The organism is Bacillota bacterium (assembly GCA_023511455.1).
Lineage (GTDB): Bacteria > Armatimonadota > HRBIN16 > HRBIN16 > HRBIN16 > HRBIN16.
On the sequence record JAIMBJ010000002.1, the window covers coordinates 222474 to 245447 of the forward strand.

At 60.0% G+C, this 22974-nt stretch carries 20 protein-coding genes; 11 read left to right on the forward strand and 9 right to left on the reverse strand.

All coding sequences use genetic code 11. The annotated features are described in order from the left end of the window. Positions 1 to 89 precede the first annotated feature (89 nt). From K6U75_02245 to K6U75_02290, 10 genes are all read left to right on the forward strand, one after another. Entirely contained in the window at positions 90 to 2015 is a 1926-nt protein-coding gene (locus tag K6U75_02245; GenBank protein MCL6473865.1) for an S-layer homology domain-containing protein, read from the forward strand. Between the two features lie 188 nt (positions 2016 to 2203). Further along, positions 2204 to 4183, forward strand: a complete 1980-nt coding sequence (locus tag K6U75_02250; protein ID MCL6473866.1) for an S-layer homology domain-containing protein — start codon at positions 2204 to 2206, stop codon at positions 4181 to 4183. Between the two features lie 92 nt (positions 4184 to 4275). Beyond that, positions 4276 to 5943, forward strand: a complete 1668-nt coding sequence (locus K6U75_02255; protein ID MCL6473867.1) for a sodium-dependent transporter — start codon at positions 4276 to 4278, stop codon at positions 5941 to 5943. A gap of 105 nt (positions 5944 to 6048) precedes the next feature. Continuing rightward, positions 6049 to 6894 (forward strand): DUF2993 domain-containing protein, encoded by an 846-nt coding sequence (locus K6U75_02260; GenBank protein MCL6473868.1) that lies wholly within the window; start codon positions 6049 to 6051, stop codon positions 6892 to 6894. Continuing rightward, positions 6878 to 7963: a glycine cleavage system aminomethyltransferase GcvT gene (gcvT, locus tag K6U75_02265; protein ID MCL6473869.1), complete on the forward strand. Its 1086-nt coding sequence runs from the start codon at positions 6878 to 6880 to the stop codon at positions 7961 to 7963. The genes K6U75_02260 and gcvT overlap by 17 nt, the downstream gene beginning before the upstream one ends. A 17-nt stretch (positions 7964 to 7980) precedes the next feature. Continuing rightward, positions 7981 to 8373 (forward strand): glycine cleavage system protein GcvH, encoded by a 393-nt coding sequence (gene gcvH / locus K6U75_02270; GenBank protein MCL6473870.1) that lies wholly within the window; start codon positions 7981 to 7983, stop codon positions 8371 to 8373. Continuing rightward, positions 8370 to 9710, forward strand: coding sequence for an aminomethyl-transferring glycine dehydrogenase subunit GcvPA (gcvPA, locus tag K6U75_02275; protein ID MCL6473871.1), 1341 nt, complete (start codon positions 8370 to 8372; stop codon positions 9708 to 9710). The genes gcvH and gcvPA overlap by 4 nt, the downstream gene beginning before the upstream one ends. A gap of 169 nt (positions 9711 to 9879) precedes the next feature. Next, positions 9880 to 10233: a tetratricopeptide repeat protein gene (locus K6U75_02280; GenBank protein ID MCL6473872.1), complete on the forward strand. Its 354-nt coding sequence runs from the start codon at positions 9880 to 9882 to the stop codon at positions 10231 to 10233. Further along, complete coding sequence (locus K6U75_02285) at positions 10193 to 12523, forward strand: hypothetical protein (GenBank protein ID MCL6473873.1); 2331 nt, start codon at positions 10193 to 10195, stop codon at positions 12521 to 12523. The genes K6U75_02280 and K6U75_02285 overlap by 41 nt, the downstream gene beginning before the upstream one ends. 30 nt (positions 12524 to 12553) lie before the next feature. After that, a complete protein-coding gene (locus K6U75_02290) occupies positions 12554 to 13570 on the forward strand; it encodes a transglycosylase SLT domain-containing protein (GenBank protein ID MCL6473874.1) in 1017 nt (338 codons plus the stop codon). A gap of 10 nt (positions 13571 to 13580) precedes the next feature. Here the strand turns inward: K6U75_02290 and K6U75_02295 are convergent, their stop codons facing one another. Then, complete coding sequence (locus K6U75_02295) at positions 13581 to 14039, reverse strand: SRPBCC family protein (GenBank protein MCL6473875.1); 459 nt, start codon at positions 14037 to 14039, stop codon at positions 13581 to 13583. Positions 14040 to 14265: 226 nt separating this feature from the next. Here K6U75_02295 and K6U75_02300 point away from each other — a divergent pair, with 226 nt between their 5' ends. After that, positions 14266 to 15153 (forward strand): DNA adenine methylase, encoded by an 888-nt coding sequence (locus K6U75_02300; GenBank protein ID MCL6473876.1) that lies wholly within the window; start codon positions 14266 to 14268, stop codon positions 15151 to 15153. Here the strand turns inward: K6U75_02300 and K6U75_02305 are convergent. From K6U75_02305 to K6U75_02340, 8 genes are all read right to left on the reverse strand, one after another. Then, a complete protein-coding gene (locus K6U75_02305; GenBank protein ID MCL6473877.1) occupies positions 15138 to 16262 on the reverse strand; it encodes a glycosyltransferase family 4 protein in 1125 nt (374 codons plus the stop codon). The two genes, K6U75_02300 and K6U75_02305, sit on opposite strands and share 16 nt — an antisense overlap. 3 nt (positions 16263 to 16265) lie before the next feature. Further along, positions 16266 to 17144, reverse strand: a complete 879-nt coding sequence (locus K6U75_02310) for a dihydrodipicolinate synthase family protein (protein ID MCL6473878.1) — start codon at positions 17142 to 17144, stop codon at positions 16266 to 16268. Between the two features lie 6 nt (positions 17145 to 17150). Continuing rightward, complete coding sequence (locus K6U75_02315) at positions 17151 to 17981, reverse strand: SPFH domain-containing protein (protein ID MCL6473879.1); 831 nt, start codon at positions 17979 to 17981, stop codon at positions 17151 to 17153. After that, the gene (locus tag K6U75_02320) at positions 17978 to 19294 is read right to left on the reverse strand and encodes a nodulation protein NfeD (GenBank protein ID MCL6473880.1); all 1317 of its coding nucleotides are present in this window, start codon (positions 19292 to 19294) and stop codon (positions 17978 to 17980) included. The genes K6U75_02315 and K6U75_02320 overlap by 4 nt, the downstream gene beginning before the upstream one ends. 73 nt (positions 19295 to 19367) lie before the next feature. Further along, positions 19368 to 21176 carry a glycoside hydrolase family 127 protein gene (locus K6U75_02325; GenBank protein MCL6473881.1) on the reverse strand — a complete coding sequence of 603 codons (1809 nt, stop codon included), beginning with the start codon at positions 21174 to 21176 and terminating at the stop codon, positions 19368 to 19370. A 73-nt stretch (positions 21177 to 21249) separates the two neighbouring features. Then, complete coding sequence (locus K6U75_02330) at positions 21250 to 21738, reverse strand: OsmC family protein (protein MCL6473882.1); 489 nt, start codon at positions 21736 to 21738, stop codon at positions 21250 to 21252. 557 nt (positions 21739 to 22295) lie between these two features. Continuing rightward, positions 22296 to 22772 (reverse strand): chemotaxis protein CheW, encoded by a 477-nt coding sequence (locus tag K6U75_02335; GenBank protein MCL6473883.1) that lies wholly within the window; start codon positions 22770 to 22772, stop codon positions 22296 to 22298. Positions 22773 to 22793: 21 nt separating this feature from the next. Further along, the gene (locus K6U75_02340; GenBank protein ID MCL6473884.1) at positions 22794 to 22973 is read right to left on the reverse strand and encodes a YjfB family protein; all 180 of its coding nucleotides are present in this window, start codon (positions 22971 to 22973) and stop codon (positions 22794 to 22796) included. Position 22974 lies beyond the last annotated feature (1 nt).

Genomic DNA, 22974 nt, shown 5'->3' on the forward strand with positions numbered 1-22974 from the left:
CCAGCCGAAAGGCAACCCTCTCTGTTCCGGGAAGTGAGTGCTCCGAAAGGCACGTTACACTTCCATTAAGGAACAAGGAGGAGGGTACGATGAAACGTCTGTTGATCGGCTTGGGTGTCGCCATCGCGATTACCTTCGCTGGCAACGCCTGGGCACAGGTGCCTCCCGATGTTCCACCCGGGCACTGGGCTTACGACGCCATCGAGGAGCTGTTTGACCTCGGTGTGCTGAAGGGCTACCCGGATGGGACGTTTAAGGGCAAGGTGCCGCTGACCCGCTACGAGTTCGCCATCGCTATCCGTGATGCGCTCGCAGCGATTCGTCAGCAGATCGATGAAGTGCGGGCACAGATCCCGAGGGGTCAGCCCACGCAGCCTTCTCAGCCAACTCCGCCCACGCAGCCCGGTATCACTGCGGAGGAGCGCGCCAAGCTGCAGGCTATCCCGGCAGATACCGCGCAGAGGCTGCAGAGGCTGGAGGAAGCAATCGCCCGCATCAACCGCCTCGCCACGGAGTTCCAGGATGAGATGGCTTCGCTGGGCGTGGATGTGGAATCCGCCAAGCGCGACCTCGCCAACCTCCGCAGGCGTGTGGAGGCGATCGAGGAAGAGATGAAGCGCTTCCGCATCACGGGTGATGTGACCTTCGTGGTGCGTGGCACCAACAGCATCGACGACCGCACTGCCATCGACCTGAACGCTCAGCCGACCGCACCTGGTGGCTTGCTGGGCAACATCGACGTGCTGCATGAGCTCGGGCTGAACATCAGCAGCAAGCTCAGCGACACCGCTTCCGCCGATGTGAGCCTGGTGGTCGGCAACTGGCTGCCCTACCTCGGTTCGGCATCGCAGTTCGGTGCCCGACCGGCAGCGACCAACACCGACATCGTGCTGTGGAAAGCCGCGGTCAACGCGCCGATTAGCGTGTTCGGCACCGAGGTCAACCTGACCATCGGTCGCTTCGAGAACCGCACCCACCCGTTGACCCTGTGGCGACCCGATGTGGATGTCTACACCACCATCGACCGCTACGACAACGGCTACTACAGCATGGACGGTGCCAAAGCGACCATCGGCATCGGCTCGGTGCAAATCGGGCTGTTTGCCGCCCGCAACAGCAACGTGAACACCAACAACGGCACGAACTTCATGTCGCTGAACGGCGGCATCGGCGCCACCCCGAACATTGCCGCAGCTCACCCAACTACCGGCACGGTAGCGGGCATCGGCGCGTTTGATAACAGCGCAGGTGCCACCCTGGAAGTAAACCTCGGCGAGAAGGTGAGCCTGAGCGCTGAAGTGATTACCGCCAAGCGGGGTACCACCAATGTGGCTCCGTTCGGCAACGTGAACCGCCTGAACGTCTACGGTGGTCACCTGAAGGCGAACCTGATCGACCGACTGACCATCACCGCCGACTACGCCCAGAGCGACCTGCTGCTGCAGGAAGACAACGTCAACAACAAGGACAACTGGGCGTTGCTGGTGGGTGTTGGCTACACCTTCAGCGAGAACCTGTCGCTGAGCGCAGGCTATCGCGAGGTGCGCCCGTACTTCGCCGCCCCCGGCTACTGGGGCCGCATCGGTTACTGGCACAACCCGACCGACATCAAAGGCGCGGATGTCGCGCTGGCGTGGAAGCTGGGTGCGTTCGCCATCGATGCGAAGGGTGGCTTCTACAAGGGTAGCGACCGCCCGGCGAGCTTCGTCGGCAAGGATGACGAGATTACTCACATCGCCGCCGGCGTGCTGTGGAACGCCAGCGAGAAGCTGAACCTGAACGTCTCTTACGAGGGCGTTCTGTGGAACCTCAAGACCTCCGCAGCCGGCGCGAAGCCGACGGAGAACTACGTCACGCTGGGCGTGGACTACAAGGTGAGCGACAACGCGCTGCTCAAACTGCTCTACCAGGTCGTGGACTTCAACGCCAAGGGTGTCGCCGCATGGCGCGTGATCCCCGGCGACGACAAAGCCCGCGCTGGTGTGGCAGTGGCCCAGTTCAGCGTGAAGTTCTAACCTGAAACCGCGCAGTCAACCCCCTCCGGCAAGCCGGAGGGGGTTTTCGTTTGGTATGCCCTGTGAGGACGCGATGCTCCCAAAGGGAAACGCTGTGCCAGACTGCTAACCCGAAAACGCAGGACTTCCCTGCGTTCTGCCGAATCACTACTTCACCTTGATTCTTCACCAGGACAGGAGGTGCACTGATGAATCGTCTGGTGCCGCCTGTGGTTTTTCTTGTCGTCCTGTGGACATGTGCGGTGGCTCTGGCTCAGCAGGACGTCCCGTCCGGGCACTGGGCATACGACGCCGTTCAATCTTTGATGCGGGAGGGCATTCTGAAGGGATACCCGGATGGCTCTTTTCGCGGTCAAAAGCCCGTTACGCGCTACGAGTTCGCCGTTGCCCTGCGCGATGCCCTTCAGGAAATGAGAAACCGCGTCAATGCTTTGAGGGACGAATGGAGGCAGCGCATTCTGCTACCCCCTCCCCCTGTCATTACTCCGCCGCCTCCTGCCGTCGATGCTGTCGCCGTTGACGCCGACCGGGAGAAGCTGAAGCAGATTCCCGAGGATACGGCGCAGCGGTTGCTCAGGCTGGAGGAACAGATGCGCATCCTGAATCAGCTGCTGGAGGAGTTCGGACGCGATTTGCAGACCATCGGCGAGGACGTTCGCCGTCTGCGGAGGGAACTCTCCGGGGCACAGAGCCAGGTTCGCTCGCTGGAACAGCAGCTGCGCCAGCGTGTGCGGGTCAGCGGTACCGTCGACCTCGTCGGCCGAGGGGCGCACGGGATAGACCACAAGGGCTTTGTGGACCAGAACGGCTATGCGTCCAGCGGCGGGCTGTTGAACAACGCCGAGGTGACCCATGAGCTGAACCTGCAGGTGTCTGCCGAGGTCGCCCCTGCCATCCGCGCGGAGGCAGCGCTTGTGGCAGGCAACTACCTCACTTACGTCCGCTCGGCGTCTCACTTTGCAAACGCCCCGCAACGCAGCCCGGGTGCCACCGACTTCCTGCTGTGGAAAGCAGGGATACGCGTGCCGGTAAGCCTGTTTGGCAGGCAGGGTAGCCTGTTGGTGGGCAGGATAGAGAACCGAATGACCCCTTTAACCCTGTGGAGGCCGGATGTCGATGTGTATACCCTGCTCCCGCGCTATGATGGCGGTTATTACAGCATGGACGGGCTGAAGTTCCGGCTGGACACCGATTTGGTGAGCATCATGCTCTACGCTGCCGAACACGATACGGTGAACACCAACCTCCTGCCCGACTTCATGCGCGTCTCTGCTGGCAACGACGCAGTCAACCTCTTCCAGCCCGGTAACCCCCTGCGCCAGCGTCCCAACCGCATTCCCTACGGCATCGTCCATGCCCGGCACAGCGCAGGGGCCTCCGCAACGGTGCGGCTGGGAAATACCGTCGCTGTAGGGGCACAGTTTCTCACCATCGACGCTGGACGAGACATTCCGACCGCCTTCGGCGCGGTCAATGGGGTGAATGTATGGGGGTGGCAGGCAGAGTACAAACCCTCCGACCGGTGGCAGTTCGCCGCCGTCTATTCGCAGAGTGACCTCGTGCATCATGGCGATACCCGTCTGAACCGCGATAACTGGGCGTTTTCCGCAAGAGTGCAATACAGTCCAGATGAAACGACTTCCTTGTGGCTGGGATACCGCGATTTTCGCCCCTACTTTGCACCCCCTGGCTACTGGGGGCGTATCGGCTACTGGCATAACCCCACCGACCTGCGCGGCATCGACGCGGGCTACAGAGCCCGCATCGGCAGCGTGGCAGTAGATGCACGCGGAGGCTTTTACTCCGGCACCGGTAAAGCCGCGCCTCCTGCAGGTTTCGGCAGCGACGACGGGGTGGTGCACCTCGCGCTCAACGCGCAATGGCGGGCTCGTCCCCGCTGGCGGATTGGGCTGAGTTATGAGGGTGCATTCTGGAACCTGAAGGATGTACAGCGTTTCAACCCCGCTGCAGGATTGTCTGCACCAGGCAAGCCAAGGGAGCACTACGCCACACTGAGCCTGTGGTACGACCTCAGTGAGGATACCGTTCTGCGCGCGTTGTATCAGTCGGTTTTTTATGACGCCGCCGGCGTAACCTCCTACTCCCTGCTGGGTAGCAATAAAGAGCACGGCGGCGTGGCTGTTATCCAGCTCAGCACGGCATTTTGAGACGCTACAGGAATCCGTCCGCTTCGGGTTAAAATATGGAGAACAAGAGGAAGGTGTAGAACACTCAGGGGAGGCAACGAAAGCGGATGTCGATGAACGGCAACGGAGAAAAACGCGAACACTGGGGAACTCGTATTGGATTGGTTCTGGCGATGGCAGGCAATGCCATCGGGCTGGGCAACTTTTTGCGCTTTCCGGGGCAGGCAGCGGCAAACGGCGGAGGGGCGTTCCTCATTCCCTACTTTATCTGCCTGTTGCTCATGGCGATTCCGCTGATGTGGCTGGAATGGACACAGGGGCGCTATGGCGGCGTGCGCGGACACGGCACGACCCCGGCGATGTTTCAACTCATGTGGAAAAACCCAATCGCCAAATACCTCGGCGTGCTCGGGCTTTTTATCCCCACCATCATCCTGTTCTATTACTCATACATCGGCTCGTGGGCCTTGGGCTTCAGCATCAAAACTCTGCTGGGGCAGACGCCGCACGTGGAGAGAATCCAGCTCCACGAGGGGATGAGTGCGGACGAGATTTCGCAAACCGTGTTGAACCCATATAACGAGTTCCTGGGGAGCTATACTGGTGCAGGGGACGGTGGCATGTGGCTCCGTCCCGAGGCATTTACCCTGTTCGTTTTTGCGATTGTCTATTTCCTCACGTTGTGGCTCATGGCGCGCGGCGTGTCGGGAGGTATCGAGGCACTAGCGAAGGTGGCGATGCCGCTGTTGTTCATTCTTGCCATCGGGCTGGTAGTGCGGGTTTTTACTCTGGGACACCCTGTCTCCAGAGAGTACGGGGTCATGGATGGCATCGCCTTCCTGTGGGAACCCAAATGGTATGTGGAGCGAGATGGGCAACAGGTGTTCGTGCTTCTGGACTCCAAGACCTGGCTGGCAGCGGCGGGGCAGGTGTTTTTCTCGCTGAGTTTGGGCATGGGTGCTATCCAGTGTTATGCCTCCTATTTGCGCCGCAAGGACGATGTAACCCTCACGGGACTCTCGACGAGCGCATCGAACAGCTTTGCCGAGGTGGTGCTGGGTGCCTCCATTGCGCTGCCAGCGGCATCGGCTTTCTTCGGGGTGGCGGCAGCGCAGATGATTGCCTCCAAAGGCAGTTTCTATTTGGGCTTCGTGTCGATGCCCGCCATCTTCAGTTTTCTGCCCGCAGGCAACGTGCTGGGGTTCCTGTGGTTCCTGCTGCTGTTCTTCGCCGCGATGACCTCTATCGTCGCCATGTGCCAGCCGATTATCGCATTCCTGGAAGACGAGTTCGGCATGAGCCGAACTCGCGCCGTTGCCGCGATGGGGCTGTTGTGGCTGATTGGCGTGCAGTTCGCCATCTGGGTCAACGGCGGAGTGGATGTGTACGACTTCTGGTCGAGCACCTTCGGTCCGCCGCTGATGGCATTGATCGAGGTGGTCATCCTGATGTGGATTTTCGGCGCGGACAAAGTATGGCAGGAGATGCACGAAGGGGCGTTGCTGCGTGTGCCGCGCTTCTTCTACTACTGCGCCAAGTACGTGACCCCGATTTTCCTTATCGCGATACTGGGCACGTGGTTCTACGAGAACGTCATCCGCCCGCTGCTGAGCGGTGAGCTCTTTACCCGCCCGATAGAAGCAGCCGGTCTGGAGGTGGGCTGGCATATCTGGATGGTGCGTGGCTTCGTCATTCTGGTGTTTCTGCTGCAGGTGTTCGCCGTCTGGTATGCGTGGAACGTGCGCAAGAGTATGCAACGTGCGGAGGTGCTTCCTGAATGAACTGGCAAGGCTGGGTATTTATGTTAAGCGCATGGACGTTTTTTACCGTGCTGCTGATATATTGTTTCTACCGCATCCTGTTTGGCGATTCCGGACAGGGGCGTGATGGCACTTGATGCGCGACGGTTCGCAGAAATCCTTCTCGCAATCGTGCTGATTGTCGGAGGAGCGAGAGAGTTCACCCGTCGGCTGGAACGAGCGGCGGAACGACAGATACTGCAGCAGCTGGGTGGGAACGGGCAGGTGCAGGTGCGCATCGAGCCTCGCTGGGGTGCGCTGGGCGTGTTACTCGCACGGGCGGATACCATCACAGTTCAGGCGTCGGGGTTTCGCGCGGCGCAGATGCCCTTCTTTTCCGAATCGCCAGTGCCTGCCTGGCGGGGGCATGTGCAAAGAGTGCAGATTGTGCTGGAGCGGTTTTCCTTGAAAGGCTTCCCGGTGCGTCGTCTGGAAGCGACGATACCCGATGTTTCTCTGGATTCCAGGGCGGCGGCGTTTCGCCTGAAAATCCGCCTGTTTGTAGCAGGTTGGGGAGAAGGTCGGGTGACCCTGGACGAGGAGGATTTAGCGACCTTCGTGAAGCGTCGGTTGCCTGAGGTACACTCTCCACAGGTGCGGGTAACTGCTTCGGAGATATACATCACCGGAGAGCTGGCTGCGCTGCTGACCACATGGCGGTTTGAGGCGAAGGGGCGTGTGGCAGTGCGAGACGGTCGGCAGGTGGTGATAGACAGTGCGCAGGTGCGTGTGGAAGGGGAAGACCTTCCCCCTGCGGTGGTGCAGAAGGTGGCTTCCGCACTCAATCCGGTGCTGGATGTGGAGCGCGATATGAATCTGGGTTCGATGTTCATTGTGGAACGTGTGGAGCAAGAAGAAGGTTTCGTGAAGCTTATCGGGCGGGCGACGGTGCCGCCCCGTCAGACAGGAGGGGTCAATGGCGACACCAAATGAACTGCGGTGCACGCCTCTCGCGGAGGTGCATCCCCGCATGGGGGCGCGAATGGTGGAGTTTGCGGGCTGGTGGATGCCCGTGCAGTATGGCGGCATCATGCAGGAAGCGCGTGCCGTGCGCGAAGGCGTGGGCATGTTCGATATCAGCCACATGGGCAGATTCCATCTGCAAGGCGCCGAAGCCATCGCCGTCCTCGAGAAACTGACCACCAACGACGTTTCCGCCCTCACCGACGGCGCCGCGCAGTATTCTCTGCTGACCAACCCGCAAGGTGGTGTTATCGACGACATCATCGTCTATCGGCTTGCTGCTGACCACCTGCTGGTGGTGGTGAACGCCGCGAACGCCGATAAGGATAAGGCATGGATACTGCAACACCTGCCGTCTTCGGTGTCGTTGGAGGATGTTACCGCATTCACCGCGATGATCGCCGTACAGGGACCGCAGGCTATCGGGCTGGTCAGCCAGCTGTTCAGCCTGACTCTGGCGGAACTACCCCGTTTTCACTTCACCACCTCTACCTGGCAAGGACATCGCGTGTTCATCGCGCGCACTGGTTACACGGGTGAGGACGGCGTGGAGCTGATTGTGGAAGCTACAGGAGCGGAAGCCCTGTGGAACAGCCTGAGCGAGTCGGGAGCAGTGCCCTGCGGCCTGGGCGCAAGGGATGTGCTGCGCATCGAGGCGGGATACCCTCTGTACGGTCACGAGTTGAACGAAGACATCAACCCCATCGAGGCGGGGTTGGGCTGGGTGGTCAGTAAGAGCAAGCAGTTCATCGGGGCGGAGGTTATCCGTCGTGTTCGAGAGCAGGGTCCTGTCCGCAAGCTGGTAGGGCTGGAAGTAGAAGGGCGCATGGTGGCACGGCAGGGTTACCCCGTGCAGGTAGACGGGCAAACGGTTGGCGAAATTACCAGTGGAACCTTCTCGCCCACGCTGGAGAAAAGCATCGCTATGGCGTTCGTGAGCAGCGAATACGCCAGGACAGGCAATGAGGTACAGGTGGATATGCGCGGAAAACCTGTGCCTGCCCGCATTGTATCGAGACGGTTCGTCAATCACGTATAAGCATAACGGAGGTGAACATGAACATCCCGAACGATTTACGATACTCCAAAACGGACGAATGGGTGCGTGTGGAGGGCGGCATCGCCACCATCGGTATCACCGACTATGCGCAATCCGAACTGGGTGACATTGTTTACCTGGAGCTGCCGGAACCGGGGCGCGTGCTACAGGTGGACGAGATGTTCGGCACAGTGGAGTCGGTGAAGGCAGTGGCAGACCTGTATGCGCCCTTAGCGGGTGAGGTCGTTGAGGCAAACGCCGCCGTCACCCAGCGTGCGGAATTGGTGAACGAAGACCCCTACGGCGAGGGGTGGCTGATTAAGATGCAAATCGCAGACCCGTCCGAGTTAGACAACCTCCTTACCGCTGAGCAGTACGCGGCATATATCGAGGAGCGTCAAAAGGCATGACATACATTCCGCATACCGATGCCGACCGCGAACGGATGCTGCGCGCCATTGGCGTGGAGCGGATGGAAGACCTGTTCGCGGAGATACCGCAGGAATTGCGCTTTCAGGGGCTGCTGAACCTGCCTCGGGGCATGGATGAAATCGCCCTGCGGGCGCACATGCAGCGTCTTGCGGGGCAGAACATGGATGTGTCGAAGTGCGTCTGCTTTCTGGGTGCGGGAATCTACGACCACTTCGCGCCTGCGGTGATAGATGCCATTCTGTCGCGCGGCGAGTTCCTCACCGCCTACACGCCCTACCAACCTGAGGTCAGTCAGGGATTATTGCAGGCGATGTTCGAATACCAGACCATGATTTGCAAGCTGACGGGCATGGAGGTGAGCAACGCCTCGATGTATGACGGCGCGACCGCGCTGGCAGAAGCTGCGCTGATGGCATGGCACCATACCGGACGCAGGCGCATTGTGGTTTCTCAGACCGTGCACCCGCATTATCGCCACGTCGTGCGTACCTACACCAGCGCTGCCGACCTCGAAGTGCAGGAGATTCCCGGTGCGGACGGGGTGACCGCGGTAGATGCACATATACCCGACGACACGGCGTGTGTGCTGTGGCAGCACCCCAACTTCTACGGGAACCTCGAGCCGATGGCAGACCTGACCGCCTTGGCACACGAGCGGCGTGCACTGGCGATTGTCGCAGTAGACCCCATTGCGCTGGGTATCCTGAAGCCACCCGGAGAATACGGCGTGGATGTGGTGGTAGGAGAGGGACAACCGCTGGGACTGGCGATGGGTTTCGGAGGCCCCTTGCTGGGCTTCTACGCCTGCAAGGAGGAGTACATTCGGCGTCTGCCGGGACGCATCATCGGCGAGACGGTGGATGTGGAAGGGCGTCGTGGTTTCGTGATGACCCTGCGCACGCGCGAGCAGGACATCCGTCGCGAGCGAGCCACTTCCAACATCTGCACGAACGAAGCCCTGATGGCGTTAGCAGCGGCGGTATACCTAAGCGCACTGGGCAAGCAGGGTTTACGCAAGGTGGCAAACCTGTGCCTGCAAAAGGCACACTATCTGGCAAAGCGCCTGACGGAGTTGCCGGGGGTGGAACTGGTCTATCCGCAGGCACGCTTTTTCAAGGAGTTCGTTGTTAGCCTGCCACGCCTGGCGGAAGAGGTGGCACAGGCGCTGTTGCCCGGCTATCTGGCGGGATTGCCCCTGAGCCGCTATGAAGCTGGACGGGAGCATCACCTGCTCATTGCGGTTACCGAAAAGCGCACCCGGCAGGAGATGGATGAGTTTGTGCACGCACTGCGCGGCGCGCTGAGCGAAGGGTGAAAAAAGCGGTCAGGCATGTCTTGCATTTACATGGCAAAACTGCTATACTTTCGGTGACGCTATCGCTCGATGGTAGGGTAGCGGGAGAGACGGATTCATCCTTAGTTATTTCGGTGATGTCACGGACATTATCGATGAAGGACACCTGAAACTGGAGGGCTACCGGGCTATGGGGGATGTACAATCCCACATCGAGCGCGGCGTCGCGTACAAAATCAACGGGCAGTATGACCAGGCTCTGGCGGAGCTGCGGCAAGCGGTGCAGCTGGCTCCTGACAACGCGGAGGCGCATCATCAACTCGGGCTGGTACTGGGGTTTATCGGGGAGTTCGAACAGTCGCTGGCTGAGCTGGAACGCGCTGTACAGATAGACGCAAGGAACGTCGTTATCCGCAACGACCTCGCGCTCACCTACGCCATGCTCGGCATGTACGAGGAAGCGAAGGCGCAGTTCGAGGAGGTGTTGCGCCAAGACCCGACCAATGAGGTCGCGCTTAAACAGATTCAGTTTCTCCAGTTTTAGAGAAACTGCTCTGGCGGGGCTGATACTGGCTCTGCTGGTGTGGTTGTTCCTCTTCCCTGTGCTGACAGGCGGGCGTGTGTGGCTTCCCACACGCCTGCTGTTTCAGGTGTACCCCTACCGTGCCCTTGCTACTGAAACGCCGCCCCCGTGGAACCCCCTCATGTGGGATGGCGCCGCGCAGTTCGGCGTATGGCGCCTGTATACTGCACAGATGTGGAGTCAGGGATGGTTACCCCTGTGGAACCCCCATCAGGGCATGGGCTATCCCCTCTACGCCAACAGCCAGTCTGCCATTTTCTATCCGCCGAACGCGCTGTTCGTATGGCTGCGCGAAGGGGCGTTTGGCTGGCTCGCGGCGTTGCATCTCTGGTGGGCGGGAATGGGCGCGTGGTTGTTGCTGCGCAGGCAGGTAGGCGTCGGGTTTGCCGCCGCGCTGGTGGGGGCTATCGCTTTTGCCTTTTCGTTATGGATGATTACCTGGCAGTATCTGCCCAGTGTTCCGGCAACCGCTTCGTGGCTGCCATGGGTGGTTTTGACGACCGCCCGCTGGAGTGTGCAGCCGGATGTGCGTCGCGCCACATGGTGGGGCACTGCGATGGGACTGTGCCTGCTGGCGGGGCATCTGCAGATTGCTTTTTACGTGCTGGGGGCGGGGCTGCTGCTGGCAATATACGGCATTCTCATGCGCATCCGCATCAGGAAAACTTCCGCGTCGTTCTCAGAGACAGCGGGAAGTAAAACAGGCACCTGGGCATCCGCGCTGCTTGCCTTTGCCCTTGCCCTCGCCCTGAGCGCGCCGCAGGTATTGCCTGCGGTGGAGATGTCCCGCCTTTCGCACCGGCGTGCTCCCGCGACGATGGAAGGATATTCGGCTTACGTGGGCAGTGCGATGCCCGTCGCCCATCTGATAACCCTGTTCCTGCCCGATTTCTTCGGTCACCCCGGCGTCGCTCGTACCGACGCACCCGAGGTCAGTACCTACTGGGGCAAAGGTAACTACGCGGAGTTCGCCTGCTTTGTGGGCATTCCTGTGTTACTGCTGGCGGTACTGGGTGCATGGGGCTATCGCTCTTTCTGGCGGGTCTATGCCCTGCTGATGGCTATTCTGGCGATGCTTCTCGCTCTGGGAAAGCCTCTCAATGCCCTGCTCTACTTCGGTGTGCCTGGTTTCAGCGGAACGGGCTCGCCGGCGCGGGTGCTGCTGCTGTGGGCTTTCGGTATGGCGCTGCTGGCGGCGATGGGGGCAGACCGGTTAGTCTCCGCTTCCCGGAAGGAGTGGCAGTGGACGGGGGGAGTACTGGCTGGACTGCTTGCCGTCAGCCTGCTTGCTGCGCGGACAACGACGGTGCAGGCGCTGGGGGAAGAGGCTTTTGCCGAATTGCTCGGTGCGCAGATGCCGATGCTCGTGCAGGGTATCGCTCTGGCTGTGATGGGCGCGGGGGCGGTGGTTATTGGCAGCAAAAGGCAGTGGAACCACCTGCTGATGCAGGGTATCCTGACGGTGTGCGTGCTGGGAAGCCTGTGGCTTGCGGGCGCTGGCTACAATCCTACCGCCCTAGCCGACAGCGTCTACCCGACCACACCTCTTCTGGAACAGACGCAGAACCTCACGGAAGGCAAGTGGCGCGTCTTCGCTGTGCAGAGCAGCTGGAGCCTGTATCGCGCGCCGCAGGCGATTTTGCCGCCCAATCTGGCAACGGCCGCGGGGCTGTATGACCTGCAGGTTTACGATTCGCTGATGCCCTTGCGGACAAAACGGTGGCTGGACGGGCTGAACGGCAGAGACTCCGCGCCGGTGGAGAACGGAAACATGGCGCTGGGCTGGCGCGCACCTGTCGACCGTCTCGCACAGGCTGGAGTGAAAGTGGTGCTGTCGGTGCAACCGCTTGCCGAAGCAGGTTTGCGACTGCTCACGCAGAGCGCGGAAGGGTACCTTTATGAGTTGACGGGGGTGCGTTCATGGGTGCGTACCGAAGACGGTCGGGAGTGTCCGTTCCGCCGCCAGGGTTGTAACCGCCTGCAGATTACTCTACCCGAAGCGGCAACGAGGTTGCACGTGATGCAGACTTTCTATCCGGGCTGGAAGGTGGAACCGTCGGGAGTGATCGAGCCGCTGGATGACGCCTTTCAGCGTGTGCGGTTGCCTGCCGGGGTGCAGGTCATCACACTGCGTTTCGCGCCCGACCTGTTGAAAGTATGTCTGTACCTTGCGCTGGTTGCGACGGGGTGGCTGACCTGCGTTTGCTTGATGAGCAGGATGTTCCATGCCGAAAATCGAAACATGGAATAACCGTGTACACGGCTTTTGTAGGGGTGAGCGATGCGCGTCTGGTGGATATGTGCCATACTGCTCATTTGCTGCGGCACGCCGCTGTGGGCGGACGTGGCGGGCTTTGTGAAAGCGCGCCAGAGCCTGAAGGCGTTGCCGGTGGGCGGCATCAGCTATTTGCAGCAGAATGTGGAAGTGTATCGCGGCAAGGTGGTGGAGCTCACCGCTACCGTCAAAGGCATCAGTCAGATAGGCGAGGCACAGGTGGTTGTCCTGCAGTCGGCGGATGGGGCGTCGGTGTGTCCGCGCGTCAGTCAGCCCCTGCAGGAGCAGCTGGGGGCACGGTTGCGGGTGCTCCTGCGCGTCGGAGAAGATAACCTGGTGGGTTTGAGCAGTGTCGACCTTCTTCAGGCGGTACACGAGGCAGACATCGCACAGTGGGAATTACAACAGCGCCAGAAGCAAGAAGTATCGAAACAGCCACCGCAGCGTGCCTCGCGTCCCCTCGCCTCGCGGTTCAACACGCCTGTGCGAACCAGCCAGGGGACGGTAATCACCTTCGAGCAGTGGCACAGTGCCGTATACGATGCCTACGCCCGTGCGATTTCGCGCTTCAACCCGCGGCTAAAGCCTCAGCAGGTGGAGGTCATTACCAACAGCATTCTGGCTTTCAGCTGGTACTACCGCGTAGACCCGCGTCTGGTGGTGGCAATGGTGCTGGCAGAGTCGGGCTTTCGCCCCGATGCGGTTTCGCGTGCCGGCGCGATGGGGTTGGGGCAGTTGATGCCCGGCACCGCACGCGGACTGGGCGTCAGCAATCCCTTCGACCCCGTCCAGAACCTGGCTGGTGCGATACGCCTGTTGCATGGACACCTGAACACCTATTCGCGCGGTCGCGCCTACCGCGAGGGCACGGTGAGCTGGAATGACATCATCCTCGCCATGGCGGCTTATAACGCCGGCTCTGGCGCGGTGCGCAAATACGGCGGTGTGCCCCCCTACCGCGAGACGCAAACCTATGTGCGACGGGTCATCGCGCTATACAAGCAGCTTTGCGGGATGAAGTAGCCACTTTTGGTTATTTGCCGAACAGCTCGATAATCTTCTGACGCCGGAAGGCAAAAATCTCTTCAATGCGCGGGCGCACCACGAGACGGTTGATAACGCTGTCTATCAACGGAACCGGCAAAGCGTAGTATACCAGGTCGGTCATGTGCACGCCGCCCTCTACGGGCGTAAAGGTATGCCGGTGATGCCAGAACCGATACGGACCGAAACGCTGTTCGTCCACGAAAAAGCGCAACGGCTCTACGTGGGTAATCTCTGTCACCCAGAACATCGGTATCCCCCACAGAGGGCGTACCGTATAGGCGATAATGATGCCCGGTTCCATCCTGTCGGGCACAGGGGTCAGGATATCGAAGCCCATGTAGGGCGGCGTGATGACCTTCAGGTTGACGGGACTGGAGAAGAAGTCCCAGACCTCTTCTAACGGAGCTGGTATCGTCTGTTCTGTCTCGAAGCGAAAGAGTTTCATTGCGTCCTTATTATACCCCGCGCGTTACCGGGTGTAATACCGCCATCGGCATTTGAGGTCAATGCTCTTGCCCGGCGAGAGCCTCGCTCTGCATGAGGTGTCCGGCAGATTCATCCGACACCACTCCCCGCCTTGACCAGTAGCGGGGTGATGTGGTATGTTGAGCGAGGTAAGGTTCCTAACCAGGCTGGATGCACACCACCGGAACAATGCTCATTTTTGCATAATGGTAAGCAATCGCTACATAACGAGCCCTCTGCGTTTCCCGGGTGGGAAGTCTCGGGCGTTGGAGCGGATTATACCCCTCATCCCGCCGTTCCGCGAGTTTCGGGAACCAATGGTCGGAGGTGGTTCTGTCTTCCTGCGGTTGAAGCAAATCCATCCCCACTGCCAGTACTGGATTAATGATATTAACTACGAATTGTATTGCTTCTGGATAGCAACACGAGACCATGTTGGCGCTCTGGTGGAAGCGGTATCGGAGATTAAAGAACGTACACAGGATGGCAAACGGCTGTTCTATGAACTGATGGAGACCTATGGTTCCGGCAGCGAGCTGGAACGTGCAGTGCGCTTCTTTGTCTTGAACCGCATTACCTTCTCGGGAACTGTAGATTCCGGCGGCTATTCCGAACACGCATTTCATGGACGATTTACCCACTCATCGATCAAAGCTCTGCAGCGCGTTTCTCCTCTCCTGCAGGGTGTGCGAATCACCAACCTGGACTATGCAGAGGTGGTGAACGCGCCGGGTGAAGATGTGTTCATCTTTCTGGATCCCCCTTACTACTCTGCGACACGCTCACGCCTGTATGGAAAGCGCGGGGAACTGCATACTGGCTTTGACCACGTGCGCTTTGCTGAAGTGGTTAAGCAATGCCCGCATCAATGGTTAATCACTTACGACGACTGCCCCGAAGTAAGGCGTTTATTTGCCGACGCCTGTATCGTGCAATGGCAGCTGCAGTATGGTATGAATAACTACAAGCAACCGTTCGCTCGCCCGGGGAAGGAGTTGTTCATCGCCAACTACGACATCGCCTCACGTTACCAGAAGCAGCTTGCCCTGCTCCTGCAACAGCGAACCGGCTACCTTGCTCACGAGGATGAATAGGCATCTTCGATGACTCTCAAGGTGTTTTGTGCCGCTGCCTCCCAGCGAAACTGTCTGGCACGCTCCAGCCCACGTTCCACCAGTTGCTGGCGCACAGTCCCGTCCTGTGTGATGCGCAGAATACCCTCGGCAATCGCCTGTGCGTGGTGAGGGTCGGCTAATATGCCTCCGTCGTCCACGACCTCGGGCATCGCGGATGTGCTGGACGCCAGCACGGGCGTGCCGCAGCCCATTGCCTCGAGAGGCGGCAAGCCAAACCCCTCGTACAGCGACGGGTACAGCAGCGCCGTAGCGGCGGCGTACACGCCCGGCAGATGCTCGCGCGGGATGTAGCCCGCAAACACCAGGCGTTCCCGGATGCCCAGACGGCGTGCCTGTGCCGAGATGCGCTCGTGTTGCCAGCCGGGCGCGCCCACCAGCACCAGCGGAGGAAGTTCTGCACGCTGCCTTACCAGCGCATACGCATCCAGCAAGCGGGGCAGATTCTTGCGCGGCTCTAACGTGCCCACAAACAACAGGAATCGCTCCGGCAGGGAATAGCGCACCCTTACCATCGGCTCCAGCGCATGGGCGTTCTCCGGGGTGAAGATGGCGTCCAGACCATACGGAATGACCGCCACCTTCTCACCCGGCACACCGTACAGTCGCGTGATGTCGGAAGCCGTAGACCGCGAGATGGCGATAACCTTCCGCGCGCGTTGCACACTCCAGCGGGTGATGCATCTCAGATATGCTCGCCGCACGGGATGGATGGTTTCGGGCGAGACCTCAAAATTCAGGTCGTGGACGGTAACCACTCCCGCACCGTGCCAGCGCATTGGCAGGATGAAAGCGGGCGAGAAAAACACACCTACCCTGTCCCTTTGCAGCAAGCGTGGCAGGATGGTTTGCTCCCACAGCACCCGCTGGGTACCCGAACGCAGTGGTCGCGACGCGGGCACCCATCGAACCTGCCCGCAGACGGGGATGGACAGTCGCGAAGGCTCACCGTACAGCACGAGTTCGTGTGAGGTTGCCTGTGCAATCAGTTCCGGCACCAGGGCACGGATGTAGTGCTGAATACCGGTGTGCGTGGTGGACAGCAGATGCACGTTCACGCCGATGCGCATGGTTCACTGCATTCCCAGCGATTTCAGGCTGCGCCGCAGACTATCTGCCTGCTGTGCGGTCAGGTCCTGCAAAGGGGGACGTACCGACATTGTGGGCAGACCTCGCCACGCGCATATCTGCTTGATGGCCGGAACGAACGGCAGGGCATCTACGGCTTGCATCACCGCCCTCAGGCGTTCGTTGAGGAGGGTGGTATCTTCGCCCCGGCGCGAAGTGGTGTCGATATCTACCATCAGTTCGGGAAAGGCGTTTGCCAATCCGGAGATACAGCCTGCTGCCCCCGAGGCCAGCGCGTCTGCCAGCAGGTTTTCGGCTCCCACAAATATCTGCAGACGGGGAAAACGCAGCAGAAAAGAGAGAAGCGTCTCCCAGTTGCCCGAGCTGTCCTTCAAGCCAATCAGGTGGGGGTAGTCCAGCAGCCCTTCCACGACCGCGGGGCTGATGTCTACACCCGCCAGCTCGGGGTAATTGTACAGAACCACAGGAATGTCCACAGCGTCCAGGAGACGCATATAATACGCCACAAGCCCCTCATCGGAGATGCCTTTGTAATAAAAAGGTGGGATAACGAGGATCGCATCGCATCTGTGCTGTTGGGAAAAGCGGCTCAGCCGCACCGTTTCGGGCAGATTGGCGCAGCCGGTTCCTGCAATCACCACTATGTCGGTAGCGCATTCACGCACGGTAGCGATAGCGCGCTCCCGCTCTTCGACACTCAGCGAGGTTCCTTCTCCTGTGGTGCCGCAGACCACCAGTCCGACCACACCTCGTTCGCGTTGCCGGTCCACCAGCGTCTGGAAGAGGGAGTACTCCACCTCTCCCGCTTTGGTTAAGGGCGTAACCAGAGCGGTATATACCCCCCTCGGCAACAACGTCGCCATTCCGGCCTACTCTCCTCCCGCCGGCTGGGATGAAGGTTGCGCAGGCGGAGTGGGCGGTGTACCCACCTGGCGGATAAACGGTAACAGCAGGTCGACGGGCACAGGAATGATGGTGGTGCTGGTGCTCTGTGCGCTCATTTCGGAGATGGTTTGCAGATAGCGCAATTGCAGCGCAGCGGGTTGGGTTGCCATCATCTGCGCCGCCTGCACGAGGCGTTCCGCTGCCTGATACTCGCCCTCCGCATTGATGACCTTCGCACGCCGCTCGCGCTCGCTCTCCGCCTGGCGCGCCATCGCCCGCTTCATGCTATCGGGTAGCACCACGTCGCGCACCTCGACGGCCACTACCTTCACGCCGTAGGGCTCAGTCTGCTCGTCGATGATGCTTTGCAGCTGCTGGTTAATCTTGTCGCGGTGCGATAGCAGGTCGTCCAGCTCGGCCTGCCCCAAGGTGCTTCGCAAAGTGGTCTGCGAGATGAGGGAGGTGGTGCGGATGAAGTTCTCGATTTTGGTGACTGCCGCCGCGGGGTCTATCACCCGAAACAGCACGATAGCATCGACGGTCACCGGCACGTTATCGCGCGTCATCACCTCCTGGCGAGGCACGTCCATAGTCACCAGGCGGGTATCCACGCGAATGGGACGGTCGATATACGGCAACAGGAAGATGATGCCGGGACCCTTCACTCCCAGCAGCCGCCCCAACCTCAGCACCACAGCCCGCTCCCACTCGGGCAGCACACGCAGTGTTGCTCGAATGACCAGAATGGCAAAAATCACTATCGCAATGAGAAACGCACCCGACTCGCTTGTCAGCAATTGCTCGATGGTGCTCATGATGTTCCCTCCTCTTTGCGCACGATGGCGGTCAAACCTTCCATCCTCTCGATAATCACTCGTTCGCCCGCCTTAATGGATTCTCCTTCGGTGACGGCGTTCCAGTACGCGCCATCATAGAAAATCTTCCCACGCGGGGAAATGTCGGTGCGCGCCACAGCCACCGCGCCCTTCATCGCTTCCATGCCGGTTACCCGGCGTGCCTGTTGTGCCCGAATGCCGGCAGCCACGATGAACAGGAAAAAGAACGAGGTCAGCGCGGTCAGCGTCAGCGCAACCACCCAGGAGACCCGCAGGGCAGGGTCGGGTGTCTCAAAGAGCATCAGCAGTCCCAACAGCATGGATACAGCACCGCCCAGTGTCAGCACGCCGTGCGATGGAGCGAAGGCGTCGGCAATAAACAGGATAACCGCCAGCACCAGCAGGGCAATGCCTGCCCACGAGACGGGCAGCACCGAAAAGCCGTACAGCATCAGCAACAACGAGATAACCCCAATCACGCCGGGGAAGATGGCTCCGGGGTTCTGAATCTCTGCAATCAGCCCGTACAGCGCCAGCACGCCCAGAATCGCCAGCACATTCGGGTTGACCAGTACCTGCAGCAGACGCTCCCGGAATACCATCTCCGAACGCTGGACTGGAGCTTCGCGCGTCTTCAGCACCACCGTGCGCTGGGGAAGTTTGACCGTGCGCCCGTCTATCTTCTCCAGCAGAGCGTTCAGGTTGGGAGCTACCAAATCGATCACGCGCTTTTCCAGTGCCTGTTTTTCACTGATCGCCGCGCCTTCCCGAACCGCCAGCTCCGCCCATTCGGCGTTGCGTCCCCGTTGCTCGGCAAGAGAACGGATGTAAGATGCGGCGTAGTTGGTCACCTTTTTCTCCATCGCGCGGGGCACATCTTCTCCTGTAGCCGAAACGGGTGTCGCCGCCCCAATGCTGGTTCCGGGCGCCATCGCCGCGATGTGCGATGCGACCGTGATGAACGTGCCTGCCGAGCCCGCTTTCGCTCCCGACGGCGACACATACACCGCGACCGGAATATCGCTGGCAAGGATGGCTTTCACGATGTCTTCCATCGAAGTCATCAAACCGCCGGGGGTGTCCAGCTCCACCACCAGCAGTTGCGCGCCGCGCTCACGGGCTAACCGCAGGGTGCGCGAGAAATACTCGGCGTTTGGCGGGGCAATCACCCCCTCCATGCGCATCACGATGACCGGGGGCACGTCTGCAGGTTTCTGAGCAAGCGCGAATCCCACCCACACGAGGAACGCAAGGAGCAAAAGCCTTCTTAGCCAGCGGAACGATGACATCATCATGCACCCGTCCCTTTCCCATCAATGGAAGCTTCCTTTCATAGTGTATCACCAAAAGCGGTCTTCGGTCAATCTATACTGCGAACGGACTGCGCATCTCATCGGAGAGGGCGGTGTCGCGCACCGGCAGCCACGAACGGTACACCGTACCTGCTGCGCCCGCACTGGCAAAGTCACACAGCCGGAGGGCACGTCCGTCCGTCGTGGCGAAGCGCAGTAAAAAGAGCGGCGGCAGCCATTCCTTTTTCTGTTCCTCCACGTAATGCAGGTGTGAAAGACTGAGCGTCGGCACCTCGTCGGGGTCCATGGCGTTGAACCGCTGGTCATAGGCGAGCAAAACCGGTCCTCTGTACAGCGATACCTTTCCTGCCTGTTCGCGTTCACCCAGCCAGGCGTGCAGGCTGAAGTCAAACCGGATGCGGATGGTGTCACCACTGCGCCACTCGCGTTGTAGACTCAGATAGGTTCCAGGCATGACGTCGGGCACACGCTGAGCGTTCAGCCAGATTTCTGTCTTGCGCGACCACCCCGGAATGCGAAGGCGCAGGGCGAACTCCGTCGGATGGGTCAAGCCAATACCTATCTGCACCTCCTGCCGACAGGGATAGTCGCCCTGCACGGTCAGCGTAAGTGTCCTTCCGCGCATGAGGTGCACCTGCATCTTGCCGGGTCCATAATAGTTCAGATTCACGCCTCCGGGGGTGCACATCACTGCCCATTCGGAGAGCATTCCCAGCCCGCGCGGCGCGTTTACCGAACAGCAGTTCAACTCCGGCGCGCCCTGATGCGCCTGGAACACAATGTCGTGTGCTGCGGCGCGGCGTAGTCCATCCATCGGGGTATTGTAGGTCCACCACCTGCCGGAGGGATGCTGTGCCCCTAACACGGCGTTGTAGGTTGCCAGCTCCAGCTCATCGGCGACGGTGGGGTCACCCGTGATGCGCAGCACGTCGATGCACAGCGCCATCCATGCAATGACACAGCAGGTCTCGATCGCGCGGGTGTCATAGGGATTACCCACTGCCTGCTCCGCCGAGGAGAACGCGCCGCTGTTATGCCGGTCGGTCTTGCGGATACTGCGGTAGATGTGCAGCACTGCCCGCCGGTAGCGTTCGTCGCCCGTGATGAAGTAGAGCTCGGCAATCGCCTGCACATTGGGCAGGCTTTCCCAGCGGGGCTTGGGCGTCTGATAGAACTCCACACCGCGTAATGCAGTGCGTACATAGTCGCCTGCGGGAGGTGTTTCCCAGTCCTTCTCTATCTCGCGCACCATCTGCAGGTAGCGCGTATTCCGCGTTGACTGATACAGCAGGCAGAGCACATGGCTGATTGCCATGTTCATCTCCTCCGCGCCCGCGCTGAGAATGCGCGTGCCACTATCTAGGAATCGGCGACAGATGAGGTCTGCCGCTTTGCAGGCGGACTGCAGGGCGTCGGCATCGCCCGTCTCCTGCCACCAGTACCATAACCCCAGCATACAGTGGTAGTGCCCCCACAGGTCCCAGAGCGGGCTTTGTCCGTCGTGCGTCTTGCCGGTCAACCTTTCGGGTTTCGGGTGGGGACCGAGATAGCCGTCTGCGTCCTGCACGGAAATCAGCTCCCTGACGAACCACTGCAGAAGGTCACGCAGGCGTCGGTCACGGCTGAGGCGGTAGCCCTGCACAGCGGAGATGAGGTATTTTCCGGCAAATTCGCCTGCCCAGGGCACCAGCGCACGGCGGGGCTTGCGGTCGCGGTCGCGAAACATCTGCAACATCGCCGGGTTGGCGATGGGCGCGGTCAACAACCACTGATTCAGGTTGGCTTGCAGGCGTTCGCCTATCCAGCCTTCGAAGCGGAAATGGCAACCTCTGGGACATTCACATGCTGGTGCTACAGACATGGCGACACCTCCGCAGGTTTTGTGCTTCTCATTCGCACTGCGAACAGCGATTCCTGCGGAGGTGTTGGCGTTACTATCGTGCGGGGGAAGTCTCTACGGGATGTTGCACCGTCCACTCGCTGTGCAACTCCACACCTGCCGCCTTCAGCAGGGTGTATACCGGGCAACGTCGCTGCACCTCTTCCTGCAAAGCCCGAACCTGCTCTGGCGAGGCAGAGGTCTGAATCTCCACTCGCTCCCGCACCGTGCGGAAGTAAGGGGGCACATTCGGGTCGCCCATCGCGCCGCGCAGGTCCAAATCACCTTCGGCGTGCAGGGTGACGCCGTATACGTCAATACCCTTCTCACGCGCGATGACCTGCGTCATCACAGCCAGACAGCCGTTTAGTGCTGCCAGCAGCAGCTCCATCGGGTTGGGCGCACTGTCCTGTCCACCAAACGAAGGCGGCTCATCGCTATAGATGGGTTCGAAATCGCGCACTTGCAGGCGTGCACGCATCCCGCCTTCCCACTTGCCATCCGCACTGAGGTGCATCCATATGGGCTGGTTTGAACTCGACATGTCAAGCCTCCGATTCATGCATTGTTGACCTAGTATATCATAAAAATAAACTTTAACGCAAGCCGCAGCCGCGATGTTCCATCAATCCGCCGGACACCCGGTGGAGATTCTGTGTCGTATCTTGATGGCGTGGTAATCACCTGCTGTGTCCGTAAACCCGCCTGCCCCCTGCCCGGGATAGCCTGATGCTAGATAGTCATTGCATAAATCGTGGGTTTATTGTCAAACCATGCAGAGCGGCGTGCCCGGAATGCGTAATCAACCTGTGCAAAAAATCTCAATCTTAACATTTTCTTAACAAAAGCCATGATATAATAATAAGCGGAAAGAGGGACACGCCGCGACGACAGGAAAAGCAAGTAGCAATCATCGCTCGGGTTATTCCTTCGCGGCGATGAAGACAGGCTTAACAGCACCCTCTACACAACAACAAGCGAACACGGGAGACTGTGCGCATTTGGCGGGGCTAGCTACCCCGCCATTTTTTTTGCTAAATGGTTGCAGCGTCCAGCGAAGCTTGGTTCGCTTGCCGGGATCTCAAGGTAGGGTGGAAATCTTCAGGCGGCCTGTGGCGCAGCGAGTCGTTGTATGCGTTCCACCTGTTTCCTGTCCAGGAGGCGATTGGGGTCAAGTAGAAGCACCAGCCTTTCGCCATCATGCCCGATAGCCTGCACGTAGTCGTTCTGTTCGTTGAGCAAGAGAGCCGTTGGGGGCTCGGTATCCTCTTCGGCGAAGTGGTGCACGGTGCTGACGCTATCCACCAGAAAACCGACCGGCTGTCCGTTCACTTCCGCTACCACCACGCGCATCTGCGGGTCGGGCGATGTCGGTTCCATTCCGAACCGTTCCCGAAGGCATACCACGGGTATGGTGGCTCCCCGCAAAGCGGCTACGCCTTGCAGCCAGCGTGGTGCGCGGGGAACGCGCGCGATAGGCGGAACGTGGATGATTTCCCGTACCGCGGTGACGGGGAAGCCCACCCTCTCCCCGCCTACCGTTGCCTGCACATACAGGTTCTGTCCTTCCTGAGGCATGGGTAACCTCCTCCTGAAGCGTCACGCCCGGATGTCGAGAAGCTTTCCGGCGTCCTCAATCATCTGTACCAGTTGTTCACCGCTCTGCTGCTGGGCATCCATTGTCTTGCGCAGGAGCTTGATTTGATACTCCTGTTGCCTCTGCTCACTGCGCAACATCGACGCCAGCAGGCTCATGGCTGCACGTTCTTCTACTCGCATG